This window comes from Pseudomonas rhizoryzae (assembly GCF_005250615.1).
In the GTDB taxonomy this organism is placed as follows: Bacteria; Pseudomonadota; Gammaproteobacteria; order Pseudomonadales; family Pseudomonadaceae; genus Chryseomonas; species Chryseomonas rhizoryzae.
Map to the genome: position 1 here is coordinate 39,344 of NZ_SULM01000004.1, position 15,287 is coordinate 54,630.

Sequence of the window (15,287 nt, forward strand, 5' to 3'; positions counted from 1 at the left end):
GATGTTTCCCGAAGGCCTGACCTTTTCCTTCGCCGATGCCGTGAATCGCGGCGTCGACTGGCTGGTGACCCGCTACGGCGACGTCTTCCGCGCCATCTCCGACACCCTGCTGCAGGCCATCGTCTGGCTCGAAGGCCTGCTGCGCGGCACGCCCTGGTGGGCCATCCTGCTGATCGTCGCGGCCCTGGCCGGTCACGCCACCCGCCGGGTAGTGCCGACGCTGGTGATCACCGGCCTGCTGTTCCTGGTCGGCGCCCTGGGGCTGTGGGACAAGCTGATGCAGACCCTGGCCCTGGTGCTGGTGGCCACCGCCATCGCCGTGATCATCGGCATACCCCTGGGCATCCTCTGCGCCCGCAGCGCGCGGCTGCGTCTGGTGCTGATGCCGCTCCTGGACATCATGCAGACCATGCCCAGCTTCGTTTACCTGATCCCGGTGCTGATGCTGTTCGGCCTGGGCAAGGTGCCGGCGATCTTCGCCACGGTGATCTATGCCGCGCCACCCTTGATCCGCCTCACCGACCTCGGTATCCGCCAGGTCGACCGCGAGGTGATGGAGGCGGTCAACGCCTTCGGCGCCAGTCGCTGGCAGCAGTTGTTCGGCGTGCAACTGCCGCTGGCGCTGCCGAGCATCATGGCTGGCATCAACCAGACCACCATGATGGCGCTGTCCATGGTGGTGATCGCCTCCATGATCGGCGCCCGCGGCCTCGGTGAGGAGGTGCTGGTGGGCATCCAGACCCTGGACGTGGGCAAGGGCCTGCAGGCGGGCCTGGCCATCGTCATCCTCGCCGTGGTCATCGACCGCATCACCCAGGCCTATGGGCGCCAGCGCCACGAGGTGGAGCGATGAAGATCGTCGTCGAGCGGGTTTCCAAGATCTTCGGCAAGCGCGAGCAGGCGGCCCTGGCGCTGCTGCGCGAAGGGCACGACAAGGCCGAGATCCTCGCCCGCACCGGTTGCGTGGTAGGGGTGGACGATCTCTCCCTGGAGATCGCCGAGGGCGAGATCTTCGTCATCATGGGCCTGTCCGGTTCCGGCAAATCGACCCTGGTGCGCCACCTCAACCGGCTGATCGACCCCAGCAGAGGGCGCATCCTCATCGATGGCCAGGACATCCTCCAACTGCCGCTGCCGGCCCTGCGCGAACTGCGCCGCCAGCGCATCAGCATGGTATTCCAGAGTTTTGGCCTGTTGCCGCATCGGCGGGTGCTGGATAACGTCGCCTACGGCCTCAAGGTGCGCGGCGAGCCCAAGGCGGTCTGCCGTGAGCGTGCGCTGCACTGGCTGGAGGTGGTCGGCCTGAGCGGTTACGAGCGCAAGTGGCCGCACCAGCTCTCCGGGGGTATGCGCCAGCGCGTTGGCCTGGCACGGGCCCTGGCGGCGGATACCGAGATCATCCTGATGGACGAGGCCTTTTCCGCTCTCGATCCGCTGATCCGCGCCGAGATGCAGGACCAGCTGTTGGAACTGCAACAGCGCCTGCACAAGACCATCGTCTTCATCACCCATGACCTGGACGAGGCGCTGCGCCTGGGCAATCGCATCGCCATCCTGCGCGACGGCCGCCTGGTGCAGGTGGGCACGCCGGCAGACATTCTCGGCCAGCCAACCGACGACTACGTGGCGCGCTTCGTCCAGCGGCGGAGCGTTGCGACAGTTTGAAACAATTGCGGCAGGGCCCTTCACGAGCATTTCACAGGGCCGAGGCTCTGATGGTGAGACCTGTGGCCTGACCTTGAGCCAGGCCTTTTTTCTCCTACTGGAACCGCGCCGCAATGGACTATCTGCTGCAACTCGCCGCCGACCCCACCGTCTGGATCGCCCTGGCCACCCTGATCGTCATGGAGGTGGTGCTCGGCATCGACAACCTGATCTTCATCTCCATCCTCACCAACAAGCTGCCCGCCCACCAACAGCAGAAGGCCCGCCGCCTAGGCATCGGCCTGGCGTTGGTCATGCGCCTGGGTCTGCTTGGCACCGTGGCCTGGATCGTCCAGCTCACCGAGCCCATCGTCGAGCTCTTCGGCAAGGGCTTTTCCTGGAAGGACATCATTCTCATCGCCGGTGGCCTGTTCCTCTTGTGGAAGGCGACCAAGGAGATCCACCACAACGTCGATCCCGAGCCGGACAGCGCCCTGACCAAGGGCGGCGAAACGGCGACCCTGGCGTTCGGCTCGGCCATCGTGCAGATCCTGTTGCTGGACCTGGTGTTCTCGGTGGACAGCATCATCACCGCCGTGGGCATGACCGAGCACCTGCCGGTGATGGTGATCGCGGTGGTGGTGGCGGTGACCGTCATGTTGCTGGCGGCCAATCCCCTGGCCAACTTCATCAATAACAACCCCACCGTCGTGATGCTGGCGTTGGGTTTCCTGATCATGATCGGCATGACCCTGATCGCCGAAGGCTTCGGCGCTCATGTGCCCAAGGGCTATATCTACGCCGCCATGGCCTTCTCGGCGCTGATCGAGGGCCTGAACATGCTGTCGCGACGCGCCAAGCGGCGCCAGCAGGCGGCGGGCAAGTAAGGGCGGGGCGTGCCGGAAAAGGCTTTGTTACATTCCGGCACGTCTATTGCTAACAATTCCTGGTGAGTCTAGGCACTATCGGTCAAGGCCCTTGTCATAGCAGCGTCATACGCGAGGTTTACAACTGCAGTCATGAACATTCAAACCCAAGCCCAAAACGCCATGCATGCCCTCAGCGCCGCCTTCGCGCCGATGAGCTGCGTCATCGACGCCCCCAGCAAGCGTGGTTTCTCCTTCATCGTCGTCAACGAGCATGGCGTGGCCAAGCACACCCGCCGGATCTATCGCGACGAATACAGCAACCCGAGCCGCCTGCAGGCCATCATCGACAGCACCCGTCTGGCCATCGCCGGCTGAGATCCAGCCGGCTCCCGCTTCACCCCTCCCGCTTTACCGTCTGCGCCCCACCCGAGCTACGGGTGTACCGGCGGCAGATAGGCCAAGGTTCCCCCCAACAGCCACAGCAGCACCAGCACCAGAGGTGCATGGACCAGCAGCTGCACGAAGGAAAAGCCGACCAGATCGCGCGCCTTCAGCCCCAGCACGCCCAGTAGCGGCAGCATGTAGAAGGGATTGATCAGATTCGGCAGCGCCTCGGCGGCGTTGTAGATCTGCACCGCCCAGCCCAGGTGATATTGCAGGTCGTTGGCCACCTGCATCACATAGGGCGCCTCGATGATCCATTTGCCCCCGCCCGAGGGGATGAAGAACCCCAGCAGCGCCGAATAGACGCCCATCAGCAGGGCGAAGGTGTCATGTGTGGCGATCTGGGTGAAGAACGCTGCAATATGGTGCGCCAGGGTCTGGCCATCGGCGCCGTTGACCTTGGTCAGGATGGCGGCGATGGAGCCGTACAGCGGAAACTGGATCAGCACTCCGGTGGTGGCCGGCACGGCGCGGGCCACGGCGTCGAGAAAGTGCCGCGGCCGCCAGTGCAGCAAGGCGCCCAGGCTGAGGAACAACAGGTTGTAGGTGTTCAGCCCGGAGATGGCCTCGATGGCCGGCTTGCTGGCGAATTCCTGGATCAGCCACCCGGCGGCCAGCAGGACCAACAGCACGATCAGTACCGGGCTGTATTCCAGCCATTCGCCCGGACGGGCCGGTGTGGCCGCAGGCTTGGGCGCCGGAGTGAGGTCGACGCCGCAGGCGCGGGCATCGCGCGCGCTGTCCGGCCCCGGCGCGGTGACATAGGCGATCACCGCCGAGACCATCAGCAGCACCAGCAGCAGGGCGCCGGATTGCCAGAGGAACAGTGTCTGGCTGAAGGGAATCACCCCGGTGATGGCCAGGATCGACGGCGGCAGGCTGGCAGGATTGGCCTGCAACTGCGCCGCCGAGGATGACAGCCCCAGCGCCCAGACCGCGCCCAGGCCCAGGTAGGCGGCGGCCCCGGCGGCGCGATAGTCCATCTTGAGTTCTTCGCGGCGGGCCAGGGCGCGCACCAACAGGCCGCCGAATACCAGGCTCAGGCCCCAGTTGAGCAGCGAGGCGAGCATGGCCACCAGGGCCACCCAGCACACCGCGCCACGCCCGGTGCGCGGCACCCGCGCCAAGCGCTCGATCAGTCGCGCCGCCGGCCCGGAGCTGGCCACCACGTAGCCGCCGATGACCACGAAGGCCATCTGCATGGTGAAGGGAATCAGACTCCAGAAACCGTCGCCAAAGGCCTTGGCGGTCTTGGCCGCCGGCGCACCCATACCGAGGGCGGCCAGGGCCACCACGGCCACGGCGAGCACGGCGAACACCCAGGAATCGGGAAACCAGCGCTCGGCCCAGTTGGAGCAGGCCAGGGCGAACCGCGCGCTACGCGAATCGCGGGAGGGGGTGGAGGTCATGGGAGATCCTTTTGTTGTTGTTTTGGATAGAGACATCAGGCGTAGGGTGGAAAACGGCGCAACCTTTTCCACGCGTTTAGGACAGGTGGGTAAGGCTACGCCGTTACCCACCCTACGGCCTCGCGCATCGGGACGTAGGTTGGGTTGAGACGGCTCCATCGTCGAAGCCCAACAACAGCGCTTCGATGTGGCACCGTTGGGCTTCGCTGCGCTCAGCCCAACCTACGGGTGGCTAGCGCCGCTCCACCGCCAGGGCCACACCCTGGCCACCGCCGATACACAGGGTCGCCAGGCCACGCCGCCCGTCGCGTCGCCGCAACTCATGTAACAGGGTCACCAGCACCCGACACCCCGAGGCGCCGATGGGATGGCCCAGGGCGATGGCGCCGCCGTTGACGTTGACCTTCTCGTCGTCCCAACCCAGCTCCTGGCCCACGGCCAGGGCCTGGGCGGCGAAGGCTTCGTTGGCCTCGATCAGGTCCAGGTCGGCCAGTTGCCAGCCGGCCTTTTCCAGGGTCTTGCGGGTGGCCGAGACCGGGCCGATGCCCATGATCGCCGGATCTACCCCGTCGCTGGCATAGGCGGCGATATGCGCGAGCGGCGTGAGGCCCAGAGCAGCGGCCTTGGCCGCGCTCATCACCAGCACCGCGGCAGCGCCGTCGTTGAGGCTGGAGGCGTTGCCGGCGGTGACGCTGCCGTCCTTGGCGAAAGCCGGGCGCAACCGCGCCAGGCCCTCGGCGGTGGTATCGGCGCGGATGCCTTCGTCGGTGTCGAACAGCAGCGGCTCGCCCTTGCGCTGGGGGATGGCCACCGGGGTGATCTCCGCGCGGAAACGCCCGGATTCCACCGCTGCCGCGGCGCGCTGCTGGGAGCGGGCGGCAAAGGCGTCCTGGGCCTCGCGGCTGAGCTGGTATTTCTGCACCAAATTCTCCGCGGTCTGGCCCATGTGGTAATCGTTGAAGGCATCCCAGAGGCCGTCGCTGATCATGGAGTCGACCAGCTCGGCATGGCCCAGGCGCAGGCCGCTGCGCACCTTGGGCAGCACATAGGGCGCCAGGCTCATGTTCTCCATGCCACCGGCGACGACGATCTCGGCGTCGCCGCAGCGGATCGCCTGGGCGGCCAGTTGCACCGCCTTGAGGCCGGAGCCGCAGACCTTGTTCAGGGTCAGGGCCGGCACCTCATGGGGCAGGCCGGCCTTGACCGCGGCCTGGCGCGCCGGATTCTGGCCGGCGCCGGCGGTGAGCACCTGGCCGAGGATGACCTCATCGACCTGATTGGGCGCCACACCGGTCTGCTCCAGCAGGGCGCGGATGACGGTGGCGCCCAGTTCGATCGCGGGCACAGTGGCCAGGGAGCCCTGGAAGCTGCCGACCGCGGTACGGGTGGCAGCGACGATGACGACGTCTTGCATGGTTGGGGTCTCCCTTCAGGCCTGGATGGCGGCGCCGGTGGCGGCGCGCAGTTCATCGAGGCTGACGCCTTCGGCCAGTTCCACTAGCCTCAGGCCCGCGTCGGTCACCTCCAGCACGGCCAGGTCGGTGATGATCAGGTCGACCACGCCGACCCCGGTCAGCGGCAGGTCGCAGGCTGGCAGGATCTTGTGCGCACCCTTGGCGGTGTGCTCCATCAGCACCACCACGCGCTGCACGCCGGCCACCAGGTCCATGGCGCCGCCCATGCCCTTGACCATCTTGCCGGGGATCATCCAGTTGGCCAGGTCGCCTTTCTCGGACACCTGCATGGCGCCGAGGATAGCCAGGTTCACGTGGCCGCCACGGATCATGCCGAAGCTCGTCGCGCTGTCGAAATAGCTGCTGCCGGGCAGGGCGGTGACGGTCTGCTTGCCGGCGTTGATCAGGTCCGGATCGACCGTCGCGGCGGTGGGGAAGGGGCCGATGCCGAGCAGGCCATTTTCCGACTGCAGCCAGACGTCCATGCCGGCGGGGATGTAGTTGGCCACCAGGGTCGGCAGGCCGATCCCGAGGTTGACGTAGAAGCCGTCCTGCAGCTCCCGGGCGGCGCGTTGCGCCATCTGTTCGCGGGTCCAGGCCATCTTACTTCTCCTCGCTCAGGGTGCGTTTCTCGATGCGTTTCTCGGGGCTGGCATTGACGATCAGGCGCTGCACGAAGATGCCGGGCAGATGGATCTGGTCGGGGTCCAGCTCACCGGTCTCCACCAGCTCTTCCACCTCGGCCACGCAGACGCGACCGGCCATGGCGCACAGCGGATTGAAGTTGCGCGCGGTCTTGTTGAACACCAGGTTGCCGGCCTTGTCGGCGCGCTGCGCCTTGACCAGGGCCACGTCGGCGGTCAGCGCCAGTTCCAGCACATGGGGCTGGCCGTTGAAGTCACGGGTTTCCTTGCCCTCGGCCACCAGGGTGCCGTAGCCGGTGCGGGTGTAGAACGCCGGGATGCCGGCGCCCCCGGCGCGCAGCTTCTCGGCCAGGGTGCCCTGGGGGGTGAATTCCAGCTCCAGTTCGCCGGCCAGGTACTGGCGCTCGAATTCCTTGTTCTCGCCCACGTAGGAGGAAATCATCTTGCGGATCTGCCGGGTCTCTAGCAGTTGGCCAAGACCGAAGCCATCCACCCCGGCATTGTTGCTGATGGCGGTCAGCTCGCGGGCGCCGGTGTCGCGTAGCGCGGCGATCAGCGCCTCGGGGATGCCACAGAGGCCGAAGCCGCCCACGGCCAGGGTGATGCCGTCGCGCACCAGCCCGTCGAGGGCGGCCGCGGCGTTGGGATAGAGCTTGTTCATGGCGTAGATCCTCGGGTCGATTATTGAGCGGTCCAGCCGCCGTCCATGGTCCAGGCGGCGCCGCGCACCTGGGCGGCGGCGTCGCTGCAGAGGAACAGCGCCAGTTCGCCCAGTTGCGCGGTGGTGACGAATTCCTGCGACGGCTGCTTCTCGCTGAGCAGGTCGCGACGGGCCTGGTCCGGGTCGCTGCCGCGGCTGTCCAGCTGCTGCTGGATCAGCGGGGTGAGCACGAAACCCGGACAGAGGGCGTTGCAGGTGATGCCGGTGCGGGCGGTCTCCAGGGCGGTGACCTTGGTCAGGCCCACCACCCCGTGCTTGGCGGCGACGTAGGCGGCCTTGCCGGTGGAGGCCACTAGGCCGTGCACCGAGGAGATGTTGACGATGCGGCCCCAGTCGCGCTCGCGCATGCCTGGCAAGGCCAGGCGGGTGGTGTGGAATACCGCCGAGAGGTTGAGGGCGATCACCGCGTCCCAACGCTCCACCGGGAAGTCTTCCACCGGCGCCACGTGCTGGATGCCGGCGTTGTTGACCAGGATGTCGACGCCGCCGAAGTCGCGCTGCGCATAGGCGAAGAGGTCTTCGATTTCTTCCGGCTGGGACAGGTCGGCATCGTGGAAGCCGCTGCGGCCGGACAGGCTAGCCTGGGCCGGCGCGGGATCGCCGAAGCCATTGAGGATGAGGGTGGCACCGGCGGCGGCCAGGCGCTGGGCGATGCCCAGGCCGATGCCGCTGGTGGAGCCGGTGACCAGGGCGGTCTTGCCGGTGAGGTCCATGGCTGTCTCCTTAGACGAGTCCGGTCAGGTAGTAGAGGCCGATGACGAAGAACACCGCCACGGTCTTGATCAGGGTGATCTTGAATACGCCGCCATAGGCTTCGCGGTGGGTCAGGCCGGTCACCGCCAGCAGGGTGATGACCGCGCCGTTGTGCGGCAGGGTGTCCATGCCGCCGCTGGCCATGGCCGCCACCCGGTGCAGCACCTCCAGGGGGATGCCGGCCGCGTTGGCGGCGGCGATGAAGGTGTCGCTCATGGCGGCCAGGGCGATGCTCATGCCACCGGACGCCGAGCCGGTGATACCGGCCAGCAGGGTCACACTCACCGCCTCGTTGATCAGCGGATCGGGGATGGCCTTGAGGCCCTGGGCGAACAGCACGAAGCCGGGCAGGGCGGCGATCACCGCGCCGAAGCCGTATTCCGAGGCCGTGTTCATGCCGGCCAGCAGGGCGCCGGACACGGCGGTCTTGCTGCCCTCGGCCAGCCGGCCGCGGATGGCGCCGAAACCGGTGGCCAGCACCAGCAGGATGCCCGCCAGCAGTGCCCCTTCCACTGCCCAGATGCCGGTGAGTTTGGCGACTTCCTGGGTGATGGGCTTGGCCATGCCGGGCAGCGCCAGGGTACTGGTGGCGCCATACCAGTCGGGAATCCAGCGGGTCAGCAGCCCGTTGAGCACGCCTACCAGCACCAGTGGCGCCAGGGCCAGCCAGGCATTGGGCAGCGGCAGGTCGGCGGCGGTCTCGGGTTCGTTGCGCAGCGGCACGCTGGCGTAGCCTTCCTGCTCGCGCCGGGCCTTGCGCCGGGCGCGCTCAAGGTAGGTCAGGCCCACGGCGATGACGAACAGCGAACCGGCCAGGCCCAGCCAGGGTGCGGCCCAGGCGGTGGTCTGGAAGAAGCTGGTGGGGATGATGTTCTGGATCTGCGGCGTGCCGGGCAGGGCATCCATGGTGAAGGAGAAGGCGCCCAGGGCGATGGTGGCCGGGATCAGCCGCTTGGGGATGTCGCTCTGGCGGAACATCTCGGCGGCGAAGGGATAGACGGCGAAGACCACCACGAACAGCGAGACGCCGCCATAGGTGAGCAGGGCGCAGACCGCGACGATCACCGGGATGGCCCGCTCGCGACCGAGCAGGCGAATGGCCGCGGCGACGATGGCGCGGGAGAAGCCCGACAGTTCGATCAGCTTGCCGAACAGGGCACCGAGCATGAAGACCGGAAAGTACAGCTTGAGAAAGCCCACCATCTTGTCCATGAACACCCCGGTGAAGGCGGGTGCCACGGCGGACGGGTCGGTGAGCAGGACGGCGCCGAGGGCGGCGAGAGGGGCGAAGAGGATGACACTGAAACCCCGGTAGGCGGCGAACATCAGCAGCGCCAGGGCGGCGAGTGCGATCAGGACACTCATGGCTTCTCCTAGAGCTTCGCCTGCGGCGAAGCGGTTCTTGTTGTTATAGGGGCGATACAGGGATCGCCTCAAACCAGGAGCCAGAACCGTGCCAGATTCTCAAGTCATTGTTTTATATGGGCTTTTATTTTAGCGATAGCTAATTGCCGGCAAATTTTCTCAAAAGCGGGACACCGTAGGTTGGGTTGAGCGAAGCGAAGCCCAACAGCGCTCCCATGCCGGCAATGTTGGGCTTCGACGATGGAGCCGTCTCAACGCAACCTACGGCTCGACACTGTAGGAGCGGCCCATGGCCGCGATTGACGATCTATCGCGGCCGTAGGCCTCTCGTACGGGCATGTCTCTACATAGAGACTTGTCTCATGTATGAGAAGTCAGCCCCAGCGCCACCAACTTCTTGTACAGCGTAGACCGCCCCAGACCCAGGCGCCGCGCGGCTTCGTCCACCCTGCCACCGCAGGCGGCCAGGGTCGCCTGGAACAATTCCCGGTCGAAGCGTTGGCGGGCCTCGGCATAGGTTTCGCCGGTAGCGCTCGCCACGGGCTGCCTGGCTGGCGGTTCGGCAGAAACGCCCAGGGCCTCCGCCAGCGCCGTGGCATCCAACTGGCTGTCGTCACCCAGCAGCACGGCGCGTTCCAGCACGTTGCGCAATTCGCGCACGTTGCCCGGCCAGGCTTGGTGTTGCAGCAGGGCCAGGCCGTCGGCGGTGAGTTCAGGTGTTGGCTGCCCAGCCACGGCGGGTAGGCCATCGAGGATGGCTTCGGCCAGTACTCCCAGGTCGTCCAGGCGCTCACGCAAGGGCGGGATGCGGATCGGCAGCACGTTGAGCCGGTAGTAGAGGTCGGCGCGGAAGCGCCCCTCGGCGACCGCGACTTCCAGGTCGCGGGAGGTGGCGGCGATCATCCGCACGTCGCAGGCCAGTACCTCGTTGGAGCCCAGTGGCTCGTACTCCTTCTCCTGCAGTACACGCAACAGCTTGGCCTGCAGCGCCAGGGGCATGTCGCCGATCTCGTCGAGAAACAGCGTGCCGCCCTGGGCGATCTGCAGCTTGCCCGGGCGCGCCCGGCGCTCGGCGCCGGTGAAGGCGCCCGGTGCGGTGCCGAAGAATTCCGCCTCCAGCAGACTCTCGGGAATGGCGGCGGCGTTGATGCTGACGAAGGGCCGCCCGGCCCGTGGCGAGGCGCCGTGGATGGCATGGGCCAGCAACTCCTTGCCGGTGCCGGTCTCGCCCAACAGCAGTACCGCGGCCGCGCTGGCGGCGGCGCGGCGAGCACGCCGCTTGACCTCCAGGCTGGCCGGACCGCTGCCGACGAAATGGCCGAAGCCGTATTTGGCGGTGCGCGCATGCTGCAACGAGCGCCGGGTGGTGGCCAGTTCCTCCTGGATGCGCAGGTAGCGGGTCACCAGGGGCGCCAACTGCTGCAACTGATCGAACAGGGCAAAGCCGATGGCGCCGATCAATTCGCCCTCGTCGGTATGGATTGGCAGGCGCATCACCACCAGGGGGCCGCTGCGGGTCTCCAGCATGTCCAGCAGGATCGGCTGGCCATTGCGCGCCACCTCGCGCAGCAGGCTGTGGGGGATGATCTGTTCCACCGGCTGGCCGATGGCCGCGGCGGCATCCGGCAGGCCGAAGTGCTGGGCGTATCTCTGGTTGATCCAGACGATGCGCGCCTCGCGGTCGACGATCACCGTGCCGTTGCTGGTCTGCTCGATGATCTCGAACAGCGAGCGGATCGCCCGCTGGCGGATGCCGGCATAGTCTTCCAGGCCCGGCAGTCCGGGTGGCGTGGCGCTCATGGCTTCAGCGCATGGCGCAGCTGGTGCAGGCGCCGCTGGACGATACGCTCGCGGCGCGCCGCATCCCAGTCGTAGAAGCCATGGCCGCTGCGCAGTCCGGTACGGCCGGCGGCCACCTGGTCCTCCAGCAGTTGTAGCGGGGTTTCATCCCGCGCCAGGGTCGGCCAAAGATGGCTGGCGATGTCGCGAAAGGTATCCAGCCCGCCCATGTCCGCCGCTTCCAGCGGACCGACCATGGCATAGCGCCGGCCCAGGGAGGCGCGCATCACCCGGTCCACCGTCTCGGCATCGGCCGCGCCGCTCTGCACGATGTGCAGGGCCTCGCGCAGCAGGGCGAATTGCAGGCGATTGCCGACGAAGCCGGGAATGGCCCGCTGCAACACCACGGCTTCCAGTTCGGCGGCTTCCAGCAGTAGGCGCACGGACTCCAGATGGGCGGGCAGGGTGGCGCTGCCGGGGACCAGCTCCACCAGGGGAATGAAATGCGGCGGATTCCAGAAGTGCGCGATCAGCAGGCGCTCGGGATGGCGCAGGTGGGCGGCCAGTTCGTCCGGTGGCAGGCCACTGGTGTTGCTGGCGATCAGGGCGTCGGGTCGCAGCAGGTCTTCAAGCTGGGCATAGAGGCGGTGCTTGAGTTCCAGGCGTTCGGGCACGGCTTCGAACAGCAGATCGCAGTCGGCGAGGTCGCTAAGCTCAGTGGTGGTAGTCAGACGGTCGATGACGGCCTCGGTGTCCACCGCGATCCCGGCCTCGACCAGTTCGGCGAGCAGGGTACGGGCCGTGGCCGGCACCTCGGCGAGGCGGGCGGGGTCGACGTCCTGCAAGCGCACGGCGTGGCCGTGGCGCGCGAGATGGACGGCGATGCCGATGCCCATGAGACCGGAACCCAGGACGGCGAGGCGTGGCATGGTCATGATCTTTTCCTTGTGAGACAGCCGCGGCAACCGTCTCACACTTGACCGCCCCCGGCCAAGGCACGGGGCGCGGCGGTGCACCAGGGGCGTGCCCCGGCGGTCGGGTCACCATCGGGCGGAAGGCTCTGCAAAGCCCTTCGGCGCTCCCTGGCACGGGCACTGCTACAGCACAGCCACGCCCATCCCGAGGAGTCCGTCATGAGCAACGCCGCCGGCAACGACTATCCCCTGAGCGAAGTCCCGCCCCATGCCCGCAAGGGCCTGGCCTCCCTGGCCATGGTGCTGCTGGGGTTCACCTTCTTCACCGCCACCATGTTCGCCGGCGGCAAGCTGGGCGTGGCCTTCGGCTTCGCCGACCTGCTGCTGGTCATCGCCATCGGCAACCTGCTGCTGGGTCTCTATGCCGCTGCCCTCGGCCATATCGCCTGTCGCAGTGGCCTCAATTCGGTGCTCATGGGGCGTTTCGCCTTCGGCGAGCGTGGCAGCAAGCTGTGCGACCTCATCCTCGGCTTCACCCAGGTCGGCTGGTACGCCTGGGGCACCGCCACCGCCGCGGTGGTGCTGGGCAAGTACTTCGGCCTGGAGCAGGGCGCGGTGTTGGCACTGATGGCCGTGTTCGGCCTGGGCTTCTGCGCCACGGCCTATATCGGCTACCGCGGCCTGGAGATCCTCTCCTGGATCGCCGTACCGGCCATGGCGCTGCTGCTGATCCTGTCCATGAGCGTGACCACCGCCAAGGCCGGTGGCCTGGCCGGCTTGCTGGCGATCCAGCCTAGCGCCAGCCTGGACCTGTCCACCGCCATCACCCTGGTGTTCGGCACCTTCGTCAGCGGTGCTACCCAGGCCACCAACTGGACGCGCTTCGCCCGCTCGACGCGGGTGGCGGTGCTCGCCAGCCTGATCGGCTTCTTCATCGGCAATGGCCTGATGGTGCTGATCGGCGCCTATGGCGCCATCGTCTACCAGCAACCTGACGTGGTGGAGGTACTGATGCTGCAGGGCTTCGCCACCGCCGCCCTGGCCATGCTGCTGCTCAATATCTGGAGCACCCAGGACAACACCATCTACAACTTCGCCGTGGCCGGCTGCAACCTGGTGCGGACCGACCGGCGCAAGACGGTGACCCTGGCCGGCGCCCTGATCGGCACCGCCCTGGCGCTGCTGGGCATGTACGATCTGCTGGTGCCCTATCTGGTGCTGCTCGGCACCGTGATCCCGCCCATCGGTGGGGTGATCGTCGCCGACTACTGGCTGCGCCATCGCGGCCGCTATCCGCTACTCGCCGAGGCCCGGCTGCCGCGCTACAACTGGCCGGGGCTGGCCGCCTACGGCCTGGGTACCGTCGCCGCCTTCGGCTCACCCTGGGTGGCACCCCTGGTGGGCATCGGGGTGGCGGCGCTCGGCTATGGCGTGTTCAATGGGCTGACTCGGGGGCGCACTACCGCCCCTGCCTCGCTCTAGGGAGAACGACCATGCGCATCCTCAACGCCCGCCTGCGTGACCGCGAAGGCTTGTACGACATCCGCCTGGAGGGAGGGCGCATCGCCGCCATCGCCGAGCAACTGATGCCGCCCGCGGTGGGTCCCGACGACATCGACGCCGCTGGCAACCTGGTGGTGCCGCCCTTCGTCGAGCCGCACATCCACCTCGACGCCACCCTCACCGCCGGCGAGCCGCGCTGGAACATGAGCGGCACCCTGTTCGAAGGCATCGAATGCTGGGGCGAACGCAAGGCCACCATCACCCAGGAAGACACCAAGACCCGCGCCACGCGCACCATCCGCGCCCTGGCCGCCCATGGCATCCAGCACGTGCGTACCCATGTGGACGTTACCGATCCGTCCCTCGCCGCGCTCAAGGCCATGCTGGAGGTGCGCGAGGAGACCGGCCACCTGATCGACCTGCAGATCGTCGCCTTTCCCCAGGAGGGCATCGAGTCCTTCAAGAACGGGCGCGAGCTGATGGAGGAATCCATCCGGTTGGGCGCCGACGTGGTCGGCGGCATCCCGCACTTCGAGTACACCCGCGACCAGGGCGTGAGTTCGGTGAAATTCCTCATGGACCTGGCCGAGCGCACCGGCTGCCTGGTGGACGTCCATTGCGACGAGACCGACGATCCCCATTCGCGCTTCCTGGAGGTACTCGCCGAAGAGGCGCGCAGCCGCGGCATGGGCTCGCGGGTCACCGCCAGCCACACTACGGCCATGGGCTCCTACGACAACGCCTACTGCGCCAAGCTGTTCCGCCTGCTGACCCACGCCGGCATCAACTTCATCTCCTGCCCGACCGAGAGCATCCACCTGCAGGGCCGCTTCGACACCTTTCCCAAGCGCCGCGGCGTGACCCGGGTCAACGAGTTGCTGGAAGCCGGCCTCAACGTCTGCTTCGCCCAGGATTCCATCGTCGATCCCTGGTATCCGCTGGGCAACGGCAACATCCTGCGGGTGCTGGAAGCGGGCCTGCACATCTGCCACATGCTCGGCTATCGCAACCTGCAATCGGCCCTGGACCTGGTCACCGTCAACAGCGCCAAGGCGCTGTCTTTGGGCGACCGCTATGGCCTGGAGGAGGGCCGCCTGGCCAACCTGCTGGTGCTCTCCGCCGACAGCGACTACGAGATGGTCCGCAGCCAGGGCCTGCCGCTGTATTCCATCCGCCACGGCAAGGTGTTGATGCAGCGCCGACCGGCGCAGGTGGAGTTGGCGGATTTGTAAGAAGTTGGGTGCAACCGCCCCGCTGCATGGGACGCACCCTGATTCCGGCGATCTTGCCGGAGCGGGGGGGGGCTGGAGGCCTGCTCGTTCAACCCCCTCTCCCCCTGGGAGAGGGCCGGGGTGAGGGCGCGCCTCGCCACGAAGCCCAGCGGAAAAGGCTGCGCCGTTTTCCACGCTACGGCTGACGAGGTCGCGGCACCGTAGGAGCGGTCGCTACGGCGCACCGGCATGGCCGGCGTCAAGGCACGATCCGTTGGGCTTCGCTGCGCTTAACCCAGCCTATAACTGAACACGCTAGCGCCCGAGAGCCTTCAGGTGTTCAACCTATCCAGCTCCCGGCGTGGACAGCTCGAACATAACTTCCAAAAATAGGGCGATCAGGCCGACTATCATCACGGCGAGCGTCATCCCCAGCATCTTTATCTTGTCCTTCCGGGACTTGTCCACGAGTGCCCCCTTGCGTACCAGAGGTTATGTTCAAGAATTTCTTATTTAAATGAAGCGCTCTTCATCTCTATATCGGCCAGAGGAGGCTGCCGGAGCTGGCGGTCGTCTC

General features: G+C 67.0%; 15 protein-coding genes. 6 read left to right on the forward strand and 9 right to left on the reverse strand.

From position 1 onward, the window contains the following. The first annotated feature begins 1 nt into the window (after position 1). The 4 genes from FAZ11_RS06760 to FAZ11_RS06775 all read left to right on the forward strand — a co-directional run bounded on the left by FAZ11_RS06760 (position 2) and on the right by FAZ11_RS06775 (position 2,888). Complete coding sequence (locus FAZ11_RS06760) at positions 2–853, forward strand: ABC transporter permease (RefSeq protein ID WP_058773967.1); 852 nt, start codon at positions 2–4, stop codon at positions 851–853. Next, the gene (locus tag FAZ11_RS06765) at positions 850–1,665 is read left to right on the forward strand and encodes a quaternary amine ABC transporter ATP-binding protein (RefSeq protein ID WP_137279572.1); all 816 of its coding nucleotides are present in this window, start codon (positions 850–852) and stop codon (positions 1,663–1,665) included. Before FAZ11_RS06760 ends, FAZ11_RS06765 begins: the two co-directional genes overlap by 4 nt. 113 nt (positions 1,666–1,778) lie before the next feature. Continuing rightward, complete coding sequence (locus FAZ11_RS06770) at positions 1,779–2,531, forward strand: TerC family protein (RefSeq protein ID WP_137279573.1); 753 nt, start codon at positions 1,779–1,781, stop codon at positions 2,529–2,531. Between the two features lie 132 nt (positions 2,532–2,663). After that, positions 2,664–2,888, forward strand: a complete 225-nt coding sequence (locus FAZ11_RS06775) for a hypothetical protein (protein ID WP_058761044.1) — start codon at positions 2,664–2,666, stop codon at positions 2,886–2,888. A gap of 56 nt (positions 2,889–2,944) precedes the next feature. On the opposite strand, the gene FAZ11_RS06780 is transcribed toward FAZ11_RS06775, so the two are convergent. The 8 genes from FAZ11_RS06780 to FAZ11_RS06815 all read right to left on the reverse strand — a co-directional run bounded on the left by FAZ11_RS06780 (position 2,945) and on the right by FAZ11_RS06815 (position 12,017). Continuing rightward, positions 2,945–4,366: a short-chain fatty acid transporter gene (locus FAZ11_RS06780; protein ID WP_137279574.1), complete on the reverse strand. Its 1,422-nt coding sequence runs from the start codon at positions 4,364–4,366 to the stop codon at positions 2,945–2,947. Between the two features lie 232 nt (positions 4,367–4,598). Beyond that, entirely contained in the window at positions 4,599–5,780 is a 1,182-nt protein-coding gene (locus FAZ11_RS06785; RefSeq protein ID WP_058773971.1) for an acetyl-CoA C-acetyltransferase, read from the reverse strand. Positions 5,781–5,795: 15 nt separating this feature from the next. Beyond that, entirely contained in the window at positions 5,796–6,422 is a 627-nt protein-coding gene (locus FAZ11_RS06790) for a CoA transferase subunit B (RefSeq protein ID WP_058761041.1), read from the reverse strand. Position 6,423: 1 nt separating this feature from the next. Continuing rightward, a complete protein-coding gene (locus FAZ11_RS06795; protein WP_058773972.1) occupies positions 6,424–7,125 on the reverse strand; it encodes a CoA transferase subunit A in 702 nt (233 codons plus the stop codon). Positions 7,126–7,145: 20 nt separating this feature from the next. Next, positions 7,146–7,898: a 3-hydroxybutyrate dehydrogenase gene (locus FAZ11_RS06800; RefSeq protein WP_058773973.1), complete on the reverse strand. Its 753-nt coding sequence runs from the start codon at positions 7,896–7,898 to the stop codon at positions 7,146–7,148. 10 nt (positions 7,899–7,908) lie between these two features. Continuing rightward, positions 7,909–9,303: a GntP family permease gene (locus FAZ11_RS06805; protein WP_058773974.1), complete on the reverse strand. Its 1,395-nt coding sequence runs from the start codon at positions 9,301–9,303 to the stop codon at positions 7,909–7,911. 360 nt (positions 9,304–9,663) lie between these two features. After that, positions 9,664–11,103: a sigma-54 interaction domain-containing protein gene (locus FAZ11_RS06810; RefSeq protein ID WP_058773975.1), complete on the reverse strand. Its 1,440-nt coding sequence runs from the start codon at positions 11,101–11,103 to the stop codon at positions 9,664–9,666. Next, the gene (locus FAZ11_RS06815; RefSeq protein WP_058773976.1) at positions 11,100–12,017 is read right to left on the reverse strand and encodes a 3-hydroxyacyl-CoA dehydrogenase family protein; all 918 of its coding nucleotides are present in this window, start codon (positions 12,015–12,017) and stop codon (positions 11,100–11,102) included. The genes FAZ11_RS06810 and FAZ11_RS06815 overlap by 4 nt, the downstream gene beginning before the upstream one ends. Positions 12,018–12,215: 198 nt before the next feature. On the opposite strand from FAZ11_RS06815, the gene codB reads away from it, so the two are divergent. Then, positions 12,216–13,478 (forward strand): cytosine permease, encoded by a 1,263-nt coding sequence (gene codB, locus FAZ11_RS06820; RefSeq protein ID WP_058773977.1) that lies wholly within the window; start codon positions 12,216–12,218, stop codon positions 13,476–13,478. An 11-nt stretch (positions 13,479–13,489) separates the two neighbouring features. Further along, entirely contained in the window at positions 13,490–14,731 is a 1,242-nt protein-coding gene (codA, locus tag FAZ11_RS06825; protein WP_058783002.1) for a cytosine deaminase, read from the forward strand. Between the two features lie 324 nt (positions 14,732–15,055). Here codA and FAZ11_RS25150 read toward each other — a convergent pair whose 3' ends face one another. Beyond that, positions 15,056–15,178 (reverse strand): hypothetical protein, encoded by a 123-nt coding sequence (locus FAZ11_RS25150; protein WP_257787166.1) that lies wholly within the window; start codon positions 15,176–15,178, stop codon positions 15,056–15,058. Positions 15,179–15,287 lie beyond the last annotated feature (109 nt).

What these genes read in the sequence shown, in the direction of transcription:
- FAZ11_RS06760 (WP_058773967.1), top strand. Translation starts at nt 2, where the DNA reads ATGTTTCCCGAAGGCCTGACCTTTTCCTTCGCCGATGCCGTGAATCGC.
- FAZ11_RS06765 (WP_137279572.1), top strand. Translation starts at nt 850, where the DNA reads ATGAAGATCGTCGTCGAGCGGGTTTCCAAGATCTTCGGCAAGCGCGAG.
- FAZ11_RS06770 (WP_137279573.1), top strand. Translation starts at nt 1,779, where the DNA reads ATGGACTATCTGCTGCAACTCGCCGCCGACCCCACCGTCTGGATCGCC.
- FAZ11_RS06775 (WP_058761044.1), top strand. Translation starts at nt 2,664, where the DNA reads ATGAACATTCAAACCCAAGCCCAAAACGCCATGCATGCCCTCAGCGCC.
- FAZ11_RS06780 (WP_137279574.1), bottom strand. Translation starts at nt 4,366, where the DNA reads ATGACCTCCACCCCCTCCCGCGATTCGCGTAGCGCGCGGTTCGCCCTG.
- FAZ11_RS06785 (WP_058773971.1), bottom strand. Translation starts at nt 5,780, where the DNA reads ATGCAAGACGTCGTCATCGTCGCTGCCACCCGTACCGCGGTCGGCAGC.
- FAZ11_RS06790 (WP_058761041.1), bottom strand. Translation starts at nt 6,422, where the DNA reads ATGGCCTGGACCCGCGAACAGATGGCGCAACGCGCCGCCCGGGAGCTG.
- FAZ11_RS06795 (WP_058773972.1), bottom strand. Translation starts at nt 7,125, where the DNA reads ATGAACAAGCTCTATCCCAACGCCGCGGCCGCCCTCGACGGGCTGGTG.
- FAZ11_RS06800 (WP_058773973.1), bottom strand. Translation starts at nt 7,898, where the DNA reads ATGGACCTCACCGGCAAGACCGCCCTGGTCACCGGCTCCACCAGCGGC.
- FAZ11_RS06805 (WP_058773974.1), bottom strand. Translation starts at nt 9,303, where the DNA reads ATGAGTGTCCTGATCGCACTCGCCGCCCTGGCGCTGCTGATGTTCGCC.
- FAZ11_RS06810 (WP_058773975.1), bottom strand. Translation starts at nt 11,103, where the DNA reads ATGAGCGCCACGCCACCCGGACTGCCGGGCCTGGAAGACTATGCCGGC.
- FAZ11_RS06815 (WP_058773976.1), bottom strand. Translation starts at nt 12,017, where the DNA reads ATGACCATGCCACGCCTCGCCGTCCTGGGTTCCGGTCTCATGGGCATC.
- codB (WP_058773977.1), top strand. Translation starts at nt 12,216, where the DNA reads ATGAGCAACGCCGCCGGCAACGACTATCCCCTGAGCGAAGTCCCGCCC.
- codA (WP_058783002.1), top strand. Translation starts at nt 13,490, where the DNA reads ATGCGCATCCTCAACGCCCGCCTGCGTGACCGCGAAGGCTTGTACGAC.